Source organism: Chimaeribacter arupi, assembly GCF_002858805.1.
GTDB lineage: Bacteria > Pseudomonadota > Gammaproteobacteria > Enterobacterales > Enterobacteriaceae > Chimaeribacter > Chimaeribacter arupi.
This window is the reverse complement of the sequence record NZ_PJZI01000004.1, coordinates 148,188-163,182: the sequence shown is the minus strand read 5'-3', so window position 1 is coordinate 163,182 and position 14,995 is coordinate 148,188. Positions and strand designations below refer to the sequence as shown.

The 14,995-nt window shown below is 59.4% G+C and carries 13 protein-coding genes; 7 read left to right on the top strand and 6 right to left on the bottom strand.

The features are described 5' to 3' along the window. Positions 1 to 58: 58 nt before the first annotated feature. Positions 59 to 1,444 (top strand): DNA repair protein RadA, encoded by a 1,386-nt coding sequence (gene radA / locus CYR52_RS04245; RefSeq protein ID WP_072928648.1) that lies wholly within the window; start codon positions 59 to 61, stop codon positions 1,442 to 1,444. 67 nt (positions 1,445 to 1,511) lie between these two features. Continuing rightward, positions 1,512 to 2,744 carry a multifunctional transcriptional regulator/nicotinamide-nucleotide adenylyltransferase/ribosylnicotinamide kinase NadR gene (gene nadR, locus CYR52_RS04240; RefSeq protein WP_072928649.1) on the top strand — a complete coding sequence of 411 codons (1,233 nt, stop codon included), beginning with the start codon at positions 1,512 to 1,514 and terminating at the stop codon, positions 2,742 to 2,744. 57 nt (positions 2,745 to 2,801) lie between these two features. Here the strand turns inward: nadR and ettA are convergent, their stop codons facing one another. From ettA to CYR52_RS04225, 3 genes are all read right to left on the bottom strand, one after another. Further along, positions 2,802 to 4,469 (bottom strand): energy-dependent translational throttle protein EttA, encoded by a 1,668-nt coding sequence (ettA, locus tag CYR52_RS04235; protein ID WP_072928650.1) that lies wholly within the window; start codon positions 4,467 to 4,469, stop codon positions 2,802 to 2,804. 183 nt (positions 4,470 to 4,652) lie between these two features. Continuing rightward, positions 4,653 to 5,282: a transcriptional regulator RcsA gene (gene rcsA / locus CYR52_RS04230; RefSeq protein WP_072928651.1), complete on the bottom strand. Its 630-nt coding sequence runs from the start codon at positions 5,280 to 5,282 to the stop codon at positions 4,653 to 4,655. 169 nt (positions 5,283 to 5,451) lie between these two features. Then, positions 5,452 to 8,202, bottom strand: coding sequence for a cation-transporting P-type ATPase (locus CYR52_RS04225; protein ID WP_101828011.1), 2,751 nt, complete (start codon positions 8,200 to 8,202; stop codon positions 5,452 to 5,454). A gap of 215 nt (positions 8,203 to 8,417) precedes the next feature. On the opposite strand from CYR52_RS04225, the gene CYR52_RS04220 reads away from it, so the two are divergent. From CYR52_RS04220 to trpR, 3 genes are all read left to right on the top strand, one after another. Then, complete coding sequence (locus CYR52_RS04220) at positions 8,418 to 8,606, top strand: hypothetical protein (protein ID WP_101828010.1); 189 nt, start codon at positions 8,418 to 8,420, stop codon at positions 8,604 to 8,606. A gap of 103 nt (positions 8,607 to 8,709) precedes the next feature. Next, entirely contained in the window at positions 8,710 to 10,638 is a 1,929-nt protein-coding gene (gene sltY, locus CYR52_RS04215; protein ID WP_072928653.1) for a murein transglycosylase, read from the top strand. 55 nt (positions 10,639 to 10,693) lie between these two features. Beyond that, positions 10,694 to 11,023, top strand: coding sequence for a trp operon repressor (trpR, locus tag CYR52_RS04210; RefSeq protein ID WP_072928654.1), 330 nt, complete (start codon positions 10,694 to 10,696; stop codon positions 11,021 to 11,023). Here the strand turns inward: trpR and yjjX are convergent, their stop codons facing one another. After that, positions 11,024 to 11,557 carry an inosine/xanthosine triphosphatase gene (yjjX, locus tag CYR52_RS04205; RefSeq protein ID WP_072928655.1) on the bottom strand — a complete coding sequence of 178 codons (534 nt, stop codon included), beginning with the start codon at positions 11,555 to 11,557 and terminating at the stop codon, positions 11,024 to 11,026. It abuts the gene before it with no gap. 52 nt (positions 11,558 to 11,609) lie between these two features. Here yjjX and gpmB point away from each other — a divergent pair, with 52 nt between their 5' ends. After that, entirely contained in the window at positions 11,610 to 12,257 is a 648-nt protein-coding gene (gene gpmB, locus CYR52_RS04200; RefSeq protein ID WP_072928656.1) for a 2,3-diphosphoglycerate-dependent phosphoglycerate mutase GpmB, read from the top strand. Here the strand turns inward: gpmB and robA are convergent. Continuing rightward, positions 12,254 to 13,120, bottom strand: a complete 867-nt coding sequence (gene robA, locus CYR52_RS04195; RefSeq protein WP_072928657.1) for an MDR efflux pump AcrAB transcriptional activator RobA — start codon at positions 13,118 to 13,120, stop codon at positions 12,254 to 12,256. The two genes, gpmB and robA, sit on opposite strands and share 4 nt — an antisense overlap. Before the next feature lie 208 nt (positions 13,121 to 13,328). Between robA and creA the strand changes: the two genes are divergently transcribed. After that, positions 13,329 to 13,805: a protein CreA gene (gene creA / locus CYR52_RS04190; RefSeq protein WP_072928658.1), complete on the top strand. Its 477-nt coding sequence runs from the start codon at positions 13,329 to 13,331 to the stop codon at positions 13,803 to 13,805. Between the two features lie 66 nt (positions 13,806 to 13,871). Here creA and arcA read toward each other — a convergent pair whose 3' ends face one another. Then, complete coding sequence (gene arcA, locus CYR52_RS04185; RefSeq protein ID WP_072928659.1) at positions 13,872 to 14,588, bottom strand: two-component system response regulator ArcA; 717 nt, start codon at positions 14,586 to 14,588, stop codon at positions 13,872 to 13,874. Positions 14,589 to 14,995: the final 407 nt, after the last annotated feature.

The window sequence follows — 14,995 nt, the reverse complement described above, 5'->3', positions numbered from 1 at the left end:
GGCGCAAAACGTGCCGGTTGTCAGGGCGCCCCGGCGCTGCAAAACGATGAGGTAAGCTGTGGCTAAAGCTCCAAAACGTGCGTTTGTCTGTAATGAATGTGGTGCGGATTACCCGCGCTGGCAGGGGCAGTGCAGTGCCTGTCACGCCTGGAATACCATTACGGAAGTGCGCGTGGCTGCCTCATCTTCCTCGTCGGCGCGCACCGAGCGCTTCAGCGGCTATGCCGGTGATGCCGGCATCAGCAAAGTGCAGAAGCTCTCCGACATCAGCCTGGAAGAGTTGCCGCGCTTCTCCACCGGGTTCAAAGAGTTTGACCGCGTGCTGGGCGGCGGCGTAGTGCCGGGCAGCGCCATCCTGATCGGCGGCAGCCCCGGTGCCGGTAAAAGTACCCTGCTGCTGCAGACGCTGTGCAAACTCTCAGAAAACATGAAAACGCTCTACGTCACCGGTGAGGAATCCCTCCAGCAGGTGGCGATGCGCGCCCACCGCCTCGGCCTGCCGACCGCCAACCTCAATATGCTTTCTGAAACCAGCATCGAGCAGATCTGCCTGATTGCTGAGCAGGAGCAGCCGAAACTGATGGTGATCGACTCCATCCAGGTGATGCACATGGCGGAGATCCAGTCCTCGCCCGGCAGCGTGGCGCAGGTGCGGGAAACCGCCGCCTACCTGACGCGCTTCGCCAAAACCCGCGGGGTGGCGATCATCATGGTGGGCCACGTCACCAAAGATGGTTCACTGGCCGGGCCGAAGGTGCTGGAGCACTGCATCGACTGTTCGGTGCTGCTGGACGGCGACGCCGATTCCCGCTTCCGTACCTTGCGCAGCCACAAAAACCGTTTCGGTGCGGTGAACGAGCTGGGCGTGTTCGCCATGACGGAGCAGGGCCTGCGCGAGGTGAGTAACCCGTCCGCCATCTTCCTCAGCCGCGGCGATGAGATCATGTCCGGCAGTGCGGTGGTGGTGATCTGGGAAGGCACCCGCCCGTTGCTGGTGGAGATCCAGGCGCTGGTGGACCACTCAATGATGGCGAACCCGCGCCGCGTGGCGGTGGGGCTGGAGCAGAACCGGCTGGCGATTCTGCTGGCGGTGCTGCACCGGCACGGCGGGTTGCAGATGTCCGATCAGGATGTGTTCGTCAACGTGGTCGGCGGGGTGAAAGTCACCGAAACCAGCGCTGACCTCTCGCTGCTGCTGGCGCTGGTCTCCAGCCTGCGTGACCGGCCGCTGCCGCAGGATCTGGTGGTGTTTGGCGAAGTGGGGCTGTCCGGCGAAATCCGCCCGGTGCCGAGCGGGCAGGAGCGCGTGTCGGAAGCAGCCAAACACGGCTTCAAGCGCGCCATTGTGCCGCACGCCAACGTGCCGAAAAAATTGCCGCCCAACATGCAGGTGTTCGGGGTGAAAAAACTGGCGGATGCGCTGTCGATCCTCGACGAATTGTAACGCCGGCGCTTCAACGTCGCCGTGGTTGTGATAGGGTGGTTTAATGCCCTGAACAAGAGGATCGGCGATGTCGCAGTTTGATTACCTGAAGGCGGCCATAAAGCATAAGGGATGCACCCTTCAGCAGGTGGCGGACGCCAGCGGAATGACCAAAGGCTATTTAAGCCAACTCCTTAATGACAAGATAAAAAGCCCCAGCGCGCAGAAGTTACAGGCGCTGCATCACTTCCTGGGGCTGGAGTATCCGCACCGCGAGAAAAAGATTGGCGTGGTGTTTGGTAAATTTTACCCGCTGCACACCGGCCATATCTACCTGATCCAGCGCGCCTGTAGCCAGGTGGATGAACTGCATATCGTGATGGGCTTTGACGAGCCGCGCGATCGCCAGCTGTTTGAAAACAGCTCGATGTCCCAGCAGCCCACGGTGAGTGACCGCCTGCGCTGGCTGCTGCAAACCTTCAAATACCAGAAAAACATCCGTATCCATGCCTTTAATGAAGAGGGCGTGGAGCCGTACCCGCACGGCTGGGATGTCTGGAGCCGCGGCATCAAGGCGTTTATGTCGGCGCAGGGCATCGAACCAAACACCATCTACACCAGCGAAGCGCAGGACGCGCCGCAATACCGTGAGCACCTCGGCATTGATACGGTGCTGATTGACCCGCAGCGCTCCTTTATGAGCATCAGCGGCACGCAGATCCGCCAGAACCCGTTCCGCTACTGGGACTACATCCCGACAGAAGTGAAGCCGTTCTTTGTGCGCACCGTGGCGATCCTCGGTGGGGAATCGAGCGGTAAATCGACGCTGGTCAACAAGCTCGCCAACATCTTTAACACCACCAGCGCCTGGGAGTATGGCCGCGATTACGTCTTCTCCCACTTGGGCGGTGACGAGATGGCGCTGCAATATTCCGACTACGACAAGATCGCGCTGGGCCAGGCGCAATACATCGATTTCGCGGTGAAATATGCCAACAAAGTGGCGATCATCGACACCGATTTCGTCACTACGCAGGCGTTCTGCAAAAAGTATGAGGGGCGGGAACACCCGTTTGTGCAGGCGTTGATTGATGAGTACCGGTTTGATCTGGTGATCCTGCTGGAGAACAACACGCCGTGGGTGGCGGACGGCCTGCGCAGCCTGGGCAGTTCAGTCGACCGGCAGAGCTTCCAGCAGTTGCTGGTGCAGATGCTCAACGAGAATAACGTGGAATTTGAGCACGTTGACTCCGCAGATTATGACCAGCGCTTCCTGCGCTGCGTCGAGTTGATCCAGCAATTGCTGGGGATGCCGCGCTGACCGGGCCGCATAAAAAAAGCCCGCATTGCGGGCTTTTTTATCAGCGGAGAAGGGCGCTTACTTGGCGATCTTCTTGTACTTGATGCGTTTCGGCTCCAGGGCTTCGGCACCCAGGGTACGCTTCTTGTACTCTTCGTATTCGGTAAAGTTACCTTCGAAGAATTCCACCTTGCCTTCATCCTGGTAGTCGATGATGTGGGTGGCGATACGGTCCAGGAACCAGCGGTCGTGCGAGATAACCATCGCGCAGCCAGGGAACTCCAGCAGGGCGTTTTCCAGCGCGCGCAGGGTTTCGATGTCCAGGTCGTTGGTCGGTTCGTCGAGCAGCAGCATGTTGCCGCCTACCTGCAACAGCTTCGCCAGGTGCAGACGGCCGCGCTCACCGCCGGAGAGTTCACCGACGCGTTTGCCCTGATCCACCCCTTTGAAGTTGAAACGGCCGACATAGGCGCGGCTCGGCATCTCAAAGTTGCCGATACGCATGATGTCCTGACCATTGGACACCTCTTCCCACACGGTTTTTGAGCCGTCCATGTTGTCACGGAACTGGTCAACAGACGCCAGTTGTACCGTCTCACCCAGGGTGATGGTGCCGTTGTCCGGCTGTTCCTGGTTGGAGAGCATCCGGAACAGGGTGGATTTACCGGCGCCGTTCGGGCCGATGATGCCGACAATCGCCCCTTTCGGCAGCGAGAAGCTCAGGTCATCAATCAGGACGCGATCGCCATAGGATTTGCTGAGGTGCTCAACTTCCAGCACTTTGTCACCGAGGCGTGGGCCAGGCGGAATGAACAGCTCGCTGGTTTCGTTACGCTTCTGGTACTCAACGCTGTTGAGCTCCTCAAAGCGGGCCAGACGCGCCTTGCCTTTGGACTGGCGGCCCTTGGCCCCCTGACGCACCCACTCCAGCTCTTTCTCAATGGATTTGCGGCGGGCGGCTTCTGCCGAGGCTTCCTGCGCCAGACGCTGATCTTTCTGCTCCAGCCAGGAGGAGTAGTTGCCTTCCCACGGGATGCCTTCGCCGCGGTCCAGCTCCAGGATCCAGCCGGCCACGTTGTCGAGGAAGTAACGGTCGTGGGTGATCGCCACCACGGTGCCTTCGTAATCGTGCAGGAAGCGCTCCAGCCAGGCCACGGACTCGGCGTCCAGGTGGTTGGTTGGTTCGTCGAGCAGCAGCATGTCCGGTTTTTCCAGCAGCAGGCGGCAGATTGCCACACGGCGGCGCTCACCCCCGGAAAGGTTGCTGATTTTGGCATCCCACGCCGGCAGGCGCAGCGCATCGGCGGCGCGCTCAAGCTGGTTGTCGAGGTTGTGGCCATCATGGGACTGGATAATCGCTTCCAGCTCGCCTTGCTGTTTTGCCAGCTTGTCGAAGTCGGCGTCCGGATCGGCGTACGCTGCGTAGACTTCGTCCAGACGGGTCAGGGCGTTTTTCACCTCGGCCACCGCTTCCTCGATGGATTCGCGGACGGTCTGCTCCAGGTTCAGCTGCGGCTCCTGCGGCAGGTAGCCGATTTTGATGCCGGGCTGCGGGCGCGCTTCGCCTTCGATGTCTTTATCGATGCCCGCCATAATGCGCAGCAGGGTCGATTTACCGGCACCGTTCAGGCCCAGCACACCAATTTTGGCGCCGGGGAAGAAGCTGAGGGAGATGTTTTTCAGGATATGACGCTTCGGCGGAACCACTTTGCCGACGCGATGCATGGTATAGACGTATTGAGCCACGTTGAATTGAGCCTCTTTATCAGACCGGGTATTGGAGTTCGGCTGCGGAGTGTAGCCCGTTTCCGGGCGCGATAACAGCCGAACGCATTGACCACCCAGTATAGCGTGGATGGTTGCCGCTTACCGCCGCTAAACGCGCGGCGAATGCCGGGCAACGCACAACATTGGGCTTTTTACCGGTGCTTAACGGCGGGTGACCTGGATGCCGCTGGTAAGTTGCCCGGCCAGCCGCGCAACGTGGTGGATCACCTGATTATTCATGCAGCCGACTTTGCGCCGGATATTGCCTTTATACAGCGACACGGTTTTTTGCTGGATGTTCAGCTGCCGGGAAATCACCGGGGTCGGCTGGCCCGCCATCCACATGTTCAGCACCTGGGATTCTGAGCGGCTCAGCAATAACGGGGTAAGGTCGATCTCATCTTCGTCGTCCGGCGTGGCAACCGCCGGCAGACACTGGCGCAGCAGCGGGTAAAGGGTGTGCGGCCGGGCCGATTTGGACAGGATCACAATATTGCGGCGGAGTGGAACAAACTCCCGGTAATTTGCCTGCTCATAGTCAATTAAAATCACAAACTGGGTGCCGGGGTAATTATCAATAATTTGCCGGAACTGCGCGGTACCCGCCGGGCTGCGGCAGAAACAGAGTTCATTAATAAACACGGCATGCGGCATCATCAGGCCGATATTCTCCCGCAGGGCGGAGAGAGTTCTTATTGCCAGCATCTCGTGTGTGTCCAGGCCCATATCAAGCAGGGTGGTGGAGAGCGCCAGCCGGGTAAAATGGCACGGATCTACAATAATGGCAGACATAGTATTTCCATGTAATGTCAGGGGCGGTGAAAACGCGCCAGGGTTATCCATCCACGATAAAAGGCAGGCAGGTGTGCGCAACCGGCCATGCGAGCAGTAATAGGGCAGGCCTGCGGCACTGTAAAGCGGGCAGGCCAGGATTGAGACAACCTGACGCCAGATTGAGACGTTATGAACGATCGCCGGTGGGTTCAGCCGCCGGTGATACGGGTTTTTTGATGCGCCCGAGCAACCACTTCTCCAGCTCGACGATCAGGAAGATCCCCACGCCGGCCAGCAGCGTGACGCCCCACCAGGTGGGCGGCAGCGGCACGGTGCCGAACAGGGTGTTCATAAACGGCAAGTACAGGATGGCCAGTTGCAGCAGCAGCAGAATGCCGGACACCACCCACAGCGCGCGGTTGGCAAACACCTTCCGGTTAAGGGCAAAGCCTTGCAGGGTGCGGCAGTTGAGCATGTAGGCCCACTGGGCGGTGACCAGCATCTGCAACAGCACGGTACGGATGAACTCAGGCGCATAACCGCGTGGTTGCAGCCAGGCTTCCAGCAGGAAGGCCGCGCAGGCGATCAACGTGCCGACAAAGCCGATGCGCCAGATCCCGTGCTGGTCGATCACATGCCGTCGCGGATCCCGTGGGCGGCGCTGCATCAGATCGGGTTCCGCCGGTTCAAACGCCAGCCCGAACGAAAGGGTGACGGAGGTCGCCATGTTCATCCACAGGATCTGGATCGGCGTCAGTGGGATCAACGCCCCGGCCAGAATGGCGATCACGATCAGCAAGCCCTGCGCCAGGTTGGTCGGCATGATAAACAGGATGGTCTTGCGGAGGTTGTCATAGACCCGGCGGCCCGCTTTCACTGCCTGGGCCAGGGTGGCAAAGTTATCATCGGTGAGCACCATATCTGCCGCTTCCTGCGTGACTTCGGTGCCCTTGATGCCCATCGCGATGCCGACGTCAGCCTGTTTCAGGGCCGGGGCATCGTTCACGCCGTCCCCGGTCATGCCGACCACTTCCCCGCGCTGTTGCAGGGCGCGCACCAGCCGCAGTTTATGGGCCGGGCTGGTCCGGGCGAAGATGTCGTAACGCTGGGCCGCGCCGGCCAGTGCCTCGTCACTCATCGTTTCCAGCTCCGCCCCGGTGATCGCCGTGGTGCCGTCCCCGATCCCCAGCATGGCGCCGATCGCCATCGCGGTCTCCGGGTGATCGCCGGTGATCATTTTGACGCGGATCCCCGCCTGGCGGCAGGTGGCGATGGCATCCACCGCCTCGGGCCGCGGCGGGTCCATCATGCCGGCGATACCGAGGAAGACCATGCCCTGATGCAGGTCAGCGTGATCGAGCGGGGCCGCGTCCGGCGTGGCCGGTTTGCTGGCGGCGGCGAGCATCCGCAGCCCCTGGCGGGCATAACGCGCCATCTCCCGCGCCCAGAATTCGCGCTCAAACGGCACCACGCCTGCGTCGGTGAGCTGGTATTCGCACAGGGAGAACAGCACATCCGGCGCGCCAGTCAGGAAGATCCGGTGCTCATCACCCAACTGGTGGTGAGTCGCCATGTATTTATAAGCGGAATCAAACGGGATCTTATCCACCAGCCGTGCGGTGGCGTGGGTGACCCCCGCTTTGGCGGCCAGCACTTTCATCGCCCCTTCGGTCGGCCCGCCGGTGATTGACCAGTCTCCGGCCGGATCCTGCGCCAACTGGCTGTCGTTACAGAGATGGGCGGCGGTAAGAAAGGCAGAGAGTGCGGTGTCCTGCGTGAGGCTGGCCGGGCGGCCGGAGGTTTCATGCACAATCTCGCCTTGCGGTGCATAGCTGTCACCGCTGACGCGCCATTGGCTGTCGGCCAGGATCACTGCGTTGACCGTCATCTCGTTGCGGGTCAGGGTGCCGGTTTTGTCGGAACAGACCACCGTCATTGCCCCCAGCGTCTCTACCGTGGGTAACTTGCGGATAATGGCATGGTTGCGTGCCATCGCCTGTACGCCGAGCGACAGGATAATCGAGATGATCGCCGGTAACCCTTCCGGCACCGACGCCACGGCCAGGCTGATCAGCGCCAGCAGCAGCTCGCCCAGCGGCATATCCCGCAGGATAAAGGCAAAGAGAAACAGGAAGGCCATCATCAGCAGGATAAGCCCCAGAATGCCTTTGCCGAGGCGATCCATCTGTTGCAGCAGGGGCGTGCGCTGGGCTTTCGCCTCACCCATCATCTGGTTGATCCGGCCGAGCTCGGTGGCCTGCCCGGTGGCCACCACCACCCCGGCGGCGCTGCCGGCGCTGACCATCGTGCCGGAGAACAGCATATTGCTGCGGTCGCCGATGCCCCTTTCGCCCTGAATCGGCGTGCAGGTTTTCTCGGCGGTAATCGATTCACCAGTCAGAATCGCTTCATCGGCCCGGAGATTATGGGCTGCTATCAGGCGCAGATCCGCCGGGACTTTATCCCCCGGCCGGAGCTGAACGATATCGCCTGGAACCAGCTCATCTGCCTCGATCGCCTGGACACGGCCTTGCCGCATAACCCGCGCCCGGCTGGAGAGCATGGCGCGGATGCCCTGCAACGAGCGCTCGGCACTGCTCTCCTGCAGGTAGCCGATCAGGGTGTTAATCACCGCCACGGCCAGGATCACGGCGGTGTCGACCCAGTGGCCCATCACGCCGGTGACCACGGCCGCCGCCAGCAGGATGTAAATCAAGACATCATTGAAATGCAGCAGGAAGCGCAGCCAGGCCGGTTTGCGCGGCGCGGCGGGCAGGCTGTTACGGCCATAGCGCGCCAGCCGGTCTTCCGCCTCCAGGGCAGTGAGGCCGGTTTCGCGGCTGTGGAGGCGTGCCAGGGTTTCATCGGCGCGGTACTGGTACCAGGCGGGCGAAAGGTTTGCGTGGCTATCCGGCGGGGAAGAGGGGGTGATCGCCATAAGGTCGTACTCCTGATCGTGGGATTAAAGGGGAATAACGGCATGACGACACAGCGAAAATAAAAGCCTGAATAAACCAGGGGTAAACAGTCAGGGAGAGAGAAGAAAATAACGCGCCTCTTTTTATTAACGTTTCATTAATAAAACGTAAACTGCCGCCGGATCTAAATTAATCATGCCGTGAATTTGTTACTGCTAAATTATTTGGAGGCGTGATGGTAAATGACCTGCCATTTCGCGTTTTGATCTGGATTAATAAAAAACCGCGTCGGGCTGCCTTATTCGCCCGGCTTTTTTGTTTTCTTTTCATCCCGGCAGGCACCAGGCCGGCGAAAAAGGGCGGTGTGGCGCGTGTAAATTTTGTGGCTTTACCGGGCGCGACCTTCAATTTTAGCGGTGAATAGATTAGCGTTACGGTTAGCCGGCACGGCAAAACGGCCGGCAGAGAATATGCGCAACGGGGGGCATTCCCCTGTTCGCCGACACACAGCGAGGGTAAGAGCACGTATGGTCAAGGTGGACAAAAGAGGGGTTCTGGCAGTAGGGGTGTGGCTGGCATTGCTGGCCGGGAGCGCCCATGCCGATTCGCTGGAGGCCCAGCGGCAGCGCTATCAGCAGATCAAACAGGCCTGGGACAGTAAGCAAATGGATACCGTCTATCAGCTGATGCCGACGTTGCAGGATTATCCGCTCTATCCCTACCTTGAATACCGCCAGCTGACGGAGGATCTCGGTACGGCCGTGTCCATGCGGGTGTCGGCCTTTATCAAGGCAAACCCGACGCTGCCGCCCGCGCGGTCACTGGCGTCGCGCTTCGTTAATGAGCTGGCGCGGCGTGAGGACTGGCGCGGCCTGCTCGCCTTCAGCCCGCAGCCGCCGAAACCGGTGGCGGCCCGCTGCAACTATTACTATGCCAAATGGGCGACCGGCCAGCAGCAGGTGGCCTGGGATGGCGCGAAGGCTATCTGGCTCTCCGGCAACTCGCTGCCGGGCAGTTGCGATAAGCTGTTCACCGTCTGGCAGCAGGCCGGCAACGTTACGCCAATTACCATCCTGGCGCGCATCGGCCTGGCGATGAAAGAGGGCAACACCAATCTGGTCAACTTCCTGGCGAAACAACTGCCGGAAGATTACCAGACGATGGCCACCGCGCTGACGACGCTGCAAAACCAGCCGGACAGCGTGGAGAGTTTTGCCCGCACCGTGGGGCCGACCGATTTCACCCGCCAGGCCGTGACCGTGGCGTTTGAGCGCGTGGCGCGTGAGGATGCGGAAAATGCGCGTTCCATGTTGCCGGTGATCGCCCGGCTGCAAAAAATGAGCGACAGCGAAAAGCTGGCGCTGGAGGAGGCGATTGCCTGGCGGCTGATGGGCAATGACGTCACTGCGGAACAGGCCGCCTGGCGCGACAACGTGATCCTGCGCGGGCACGCCACGGCCTTGCTGGAACGCCGCGTGCGTATGGCGCTGGGCGCGGGTGACCGCCAGGGGCTGGCCGTGTGGCTGAACCGTTTGCCGGAAGAGGCGCAGCAGAAAGATGAGTGGCGCTACTGGCGCGCGTCCGTGCTGATCGACCAGGGCCGCCGCAGTGAAGGTGAGGCGATCCTGCGCTCGCTGATGCAGGCGCGCGGCTTCTACCCGATGGTGGCGGCGCAGAAACTCAATGTCCCTTACACCATCAACGTGACGCCTTCCGCCGCACCGGACAGCCGCACCGCCGCGTTGCCGGGCATCGCGCGGGTGCGTGAGCTGATGTACTGGGGCATGGACAACCTGGCGCGCACCGAATGGAGTTATCTGGTCGCCAGCCGTGATAAAACCGAGCAGGGGCAACTGGCGCGCTACGCCTTTAATCAGGGCTGGGCGGATCTGAGCGTTCAGGCCACCATCACCGGCAAACTCTGGGATAACCTGGAGGAGCGGTTCCCGATGGCGTGGGTGAAAGAGTTCCGCACCAACACCGAAGGGAAGGGGATTACGCCAAGCTATGCGATGGCGATCGCCCGCCAGGAGAGCGCCTGGAACCCGAAAGCGCAGTCGCCGGTCGGGGCGGCCGGGCTGATGCAGGTGATGCCGCGCACCGCCGAGCATACGGTGAAAATGAGCAACATTCCCGGCTACTACAACAGCAGCCAGTTGCTTGATCCACAGACCAATATCCTGATCGGCACCAGCTACCTGGAGTACGTTTACCAGATGCTGGGCCGTAACCGCATCCTCGCCTCTGCCGGGTACAACGCCGGGCCGGGGCGGGTCACCACCTGGCTGGAGAACAGCGCCGGGCGGGCAGATGCGGTGGCGTTCATTGAAAGTATTCCTTTCTCTGAAACCCGAGGATATGTTAAAAACGTGTTATCATATGATGCGTTCTACCGCTATTTCATGCACCGGCCGGCAAAAGTGCTGACCGACGCAGAATGGCAGAGGCGTTATTGATTTTTACTGGGTTATGGTATGCTGCTGTACTAGTTAAATAGTATGGCAGCAGATTATGGCGCAATTAATCCTTAACGATCCGGCTCTTTCCCAACAAGGCAATGAAGACTGGCTGCGTTTTGTCGCGCTGCTCCAGCAGGCGTTTGCCGAAAACCGGCACCCGCAGCTGTTGCAGCTGTTTTTGACCCCGGACGAGCGCACCTCGCTGGGCACGCGGCTACGGATTATTGAAGAGCTGATGCGGGGCGAACTGAGCCAGCGTGAGCTGAAAGGGGAGCTGGGGGTCGGCATTGCGACCATCACCCGCGGCTCCAACAGTTTGAAAAGCGCCACGCCTGAACTCAAACAGTGGCTGACCGAGCAACTGCTCGACGACCCGGCCTGATCAGTGCGTGCGGCGGCGTTGCTGGTAGATCTCGTTATGGAACGGGGCCAATGCCAGCACCAGCGCCTGATGGTATACGCGGGTGCGGCTCAGCACCCCGGCAGTAAACAAGCCGATGGCACCGCCCCGGCGTTTTACATCGGCAATGCCGCTGAACCTGGCCATTTCGTCCCCGAGCTCACTGCCCTGGCGGATCCCCTGCAGGATGGTTTCCGGCAGCATCAGGCTGGCAGAGCGCGACTCCCCGCGTTGGTGCATGTTTTCGATCACCATCCACGCGAAAGTCATCTCCTCTTCTATCCCGGCTTCAATCCCGACCCAGAAATCCGCTTCCGGGCGCACCTGGCGGGCTGAAATAACCCGGTGACGCGCCCCGGTGCGGGTTTCCAGGTTACTCATTGGCTGGGACGGCACCCCGCTGTCGACGTTGACACCTTCTATACGGAACGTGCCTGCCCCGAAAATGTCTTCAAAAGCCAGTTGGACAGCGTCAAGTTTGGCGGGATTGGTTGTTGCGACGACCACGTGATACATAAAGATTTCAGCATTCTTTGGCAAATTTCACGCAGTATAACGGAAAACACACATGCTACAGGTATATCTTGTTCGCCACGGCGAAACCGAATGGAATGCGGCGCGCCGTATTCAGGGGCAGTCAGACAGCGCGTTGACCGCCAAGGGCGAGCTACAGGCCCGCCAGGTGGCGCAGCGCGCCCGCTCGCTCGGCATCACCCATGTGGTCACCAGTGATCTGGGCCGCACCCGCCGTACCGCAGAGATCATTGCCGATGCCTGTGGCTGCCCGGTAATCCTCGAACCGCGCCTGCGCGAGCTGCATATGGGCGTGCTGGAAGAACGGGAAATCGACAGCCTGACGGCTGAAGAGGAGACGTGGCGCAAACAGATGGTGGACGGCACGCCGGATGGCCGCATCCCGCAGGGCGAATCCATGACGGAGCTGGGCGCGCGGATGCATGAGGCGCTCAACAGCCTGCTGGAACTGCCGGCAGGCAGCGTGCCGCTGGTGGTCAGCCACGGTATTGCGCTGGGCTGCCTGCTGGGCACCATTATCGGCTTGCCGCCTTATGCGGAACGCCGGTTACGGCTGCGCAACTGCTCGATTTCCCGCGTGGACCACCAGCAAAGCCCGTGGCTGGCCCCCGGCTGGATTGTGGAGAGTGCGGGCGATGTCTCGCATCTGGACTTGCCCGCCCTGGATGAACTCCAGCGTTAACGCCGGATCGGGATCAGGTAGTCACACGCCACTTCTTTCGGAGGGCGTGTGCTCTGATCGCCTCTCGGAGAGAAGCGCTCAATGTCGTAGCCTTTGCGGCGGGTCATTTTCAGCAGCGGCAGGCAGGTGCTGTACAGCATCAGGATAAAGTCCTGGAAGGCGCTGATCGGCCCCTCGTAACGGAACATCGCGTATTCGCCGCCCTGCAATACCACCGGCTGCCCCTCCTGCACGCTCTCCGGCACATGCTCCGGCAACAGGGCAGTGGTGTAGAACACCTCCTGCTCATCATCTTTTTCCTGGCTCGGGCGGGAGTGGTGCAGGCCGTACAGCACCGGCGGCAGGGTGGAAACCTGGCCGAGGAACTGGCCCCAGAACTGCGAGCGCAATTCGCTGCGGAACCGGGAAAGCTGCTCCAGGGTGCAGGTGTAGCTTTGCGTCAGGCCCACCAGATGCTGCTCCGGCAAGGAGACATACTCCGGTTCCGGCAGTGGCTGGTTATCGAGCCTGATCGGCGGGCAGATGCCATAAGAGTGCCAGTCCTCCGCTCGGCGGTAGAGCGCCGGTGTCTGGGCAAACTGTTTTTTGAACGCGCGCGTAAACGTCTGCTGCGAATCAAAGCGGTATTGCAGGGCGATATCCAGGATCGGGCGGCTGGTCAGGCGAAGCGCGACCGCGGCTTTCGAAAGACGGCGTGCACGAATATAAGCACCAATCGCATTCCCTGTAACATCCTTGAACATACGTTGCAGATGCCATTTGGAATACCCGGCTTTGGCTGCCACATTATCAAGGGATAACGGCTGATCAAGGTGGCTTTCCAGCCAGCTAAGCAGATCGCGAATAATTCCGGCTTGATCCATAGATCGTCCTCATTGAACTAAGATTGGCGCAACTAAATTTGACGCCGCATGATAGCAATATTTTCAGACTAACACTTCTGAAGAATTTTTTGCCCGCACGTGCTATTGCGGGGTAAAAATGTAGAGAATTATCTGTTTTTGTGAGCACGGTACAGAGATGGCAGTGGTAAGCCGACCGCGTTACTTTATGGTAAAAGGGAGTAAGTAAATGAAAATAAGCTGGTTAATATGTTGCAGCCTGCTGTTGGGCAGTGCAGGGATGGCGCAGGCTGAACAGGTCGGCGAAGTGGATACCGTGTTTAAACTGTTCGGGCCGGACCACAAAATTGTTGTCGAGGCTTTTGATGATCCGGACGTCAATAACGTCACCTGTTATATCAGCCGGGCAAAAACCGGCGGGATCAAGGGGGGGCTGGGGCTGGCTGAAGACACCTCAGACGCGGCCATCTCCTGCCAGCAGGTCGGCCCGATTACGCTGAGTGACAAAGTCAAACAGACGCAGGATAAAGGCGTGGTGGTGTTCCAGAAGCGGACGTCGTTGATTTTCAAGAAGCTGCAGGTAGTGCGTTTCTATGATGAAAAGCGCAATGCGTTGATCTACCTGACCTATTCAGACAAAGTCGTGGACGGCTCACCGAAAAATGCCCTGAGCGCGGTGCCGATTATCCCCTGGAGCGGGCGATAACCCATAAAAAAAGCCAGCGCAGACGCTGGCTTTTTTGTTTCCGGCAGAGCCTTAGGCTTCCGGGATTTACTCTTCCAGGTCACCACAGAAACGGTAACCTTCGCCGTGGATTGTGGCGATGATTTCCGGGGTATCCGGCGTGGATTCAAAATGCTTGCGGATACGGCGGATGGTGACATCCACGGTACGGTCGTGCGGTTTCAGCTCACGCCCGGTCATTTTTTTCAACAATTCACCACGGGTCTGAATTTTGCCGGGGTTCTCACAGAAGTGCAGCATGGCGCGGAATTCACTGCGCGGCAGCTTGTAGTGATCGCCCTGGGGGCTTATCAGGGAACGGCTGTTGATGTCCAGCTCCCAGCCATTGAAACGATAGCTCTCCACCAGACGACGTTCTTCACCGGTGCTCGCCAGGTTCATGGTGCGGGAGAGCAGGTTACGCGCGCGGATAGTCAGTTCGCGTGGGTTGAACGGCTTGGTGATGTAATCATCCGCGCCGATTTCCAGGCCAAGGATCTTATCCACTTCATTATCGCGGCCGGTCAGGAACATCAGGGCGACACTCGCCTGTTCGCGAAGCTCACGGGCTAGCAACAAGCCGTTTTTCCCCGGCAGGTTGATATCCATGATAACGAGGTTGATGTCATTTTCAGACAGGATCTGGTGCATCTCCGCACCGTCATTGGCCTCATAGACCAGGTAGCCTTCGGCCTCAAAAATGGTCTTTAACGTATTACGAGTGACCAACTCGTCTTCGACGATCAGGATTTGCGGGGTCTGCATGTTTGCTACCTAAAATTGCCAACAAATAGAAAATAGGAAGTACAGAAGTCTTTGTTCTCATGGAGCTGTATGCGGCAATGGCCGTCAACTCACCTTACTACCCGACTAAAGTACGTAAACTCGTTCTTGATGCACTTTCCATCAACGTCAACAACATCGCCAGTCTGGTTGGGGAAGATACGCTAACCGCGCCAGGGAACCAAAAGAGGCGCACATCCTAGCCCCATTAACAGCAATATAACAGTGTGTATCGAATTTACCACCCAACAAAACTACGCTTTGTTGACATATATCAAATTCAATTGTAGCACGTTAACAGATTGGTGATAAACACTTCGTAGAATGCCGGGTTTAGTCACACTTTAACGATTATTCCTGCGCTTTTAATGACGATTAATGGTGGCAAT

Bases quoted from the DNA above. Each gene is read 5' to 3' on its own strand.
- robA (WP_072928657.1), bottom strand. From the start codon at position 13,120: ATGGATCAAGCCGGAATTATTCGCGATCTGCTTAGCTGGCTGGAAAGC.
- sltY (WP_072928653.1), top strand. From the start codon at position 8,710: ATGGTCAAGGTGGACAAAAGAGGGGTTCTGGCAGTAGGGGTGTGGCTG.
- creA (WP_072928658.1), top strand. From the start codon at position 13,329: ATGAAAATAAGCTGGTTAATATGTTGCAGCCTGCTGTTGGGCAGTGCA.
- nadR (WP_072928649.1), top strand. From the start codon at position 1,512: ATGTCGCAGTTTGATTACCTGAAGGCGGCCATAAAGCATAAGGGATGC.
- CYR52_RS04220 (WP_101828010.1), top strand. From the start codon at position 8,418: ATGGTAAATGACCTGCCATTTCGCGTTTTGATCTGGATTAATAAAAAA.
- gpmB (WP_072928656.1), top strand. From the start codon at position 11,610: ATGCTACAGGTATATCTTGTTCGCCACGGCGAAACCGAATGGAATGCG.
- rcsA (WP_072928651.1), bottom strand. From the start codon at position 5,282: ATGTCTGCCATTATTGTAGATCCGTGCCATTTTACCCGGCTGGCGCTC.
- trpR (WP_072928654.1), top strand. From the start codon at position 10,694: ATGGCGCAATTAATCCTTAACGATCCGGCTCTTTCCCAACAAGGCAAT.
- CYR52_RS04225 (WP_101828011.1), bottom strand. From the start codon at position 8,202: ATGGCGATCACCCCCTCTTCCCCGCCGGATAGCCACGCAAACCTTTCG.
- yjjX (WP_072928655.1), bottom strand. From the start codon at position 11,557: ATGTATCACGTGGTCGTCGCAACAACCAATCCCGCCAAACTTGACGCT.
- arcA (WP_072928659.1), bottom strand. From the start codon at position 14,588: ATGCAGACCCCGCAAATCCTGATCGTCGAAGACGAGTTGGTCACTCGT.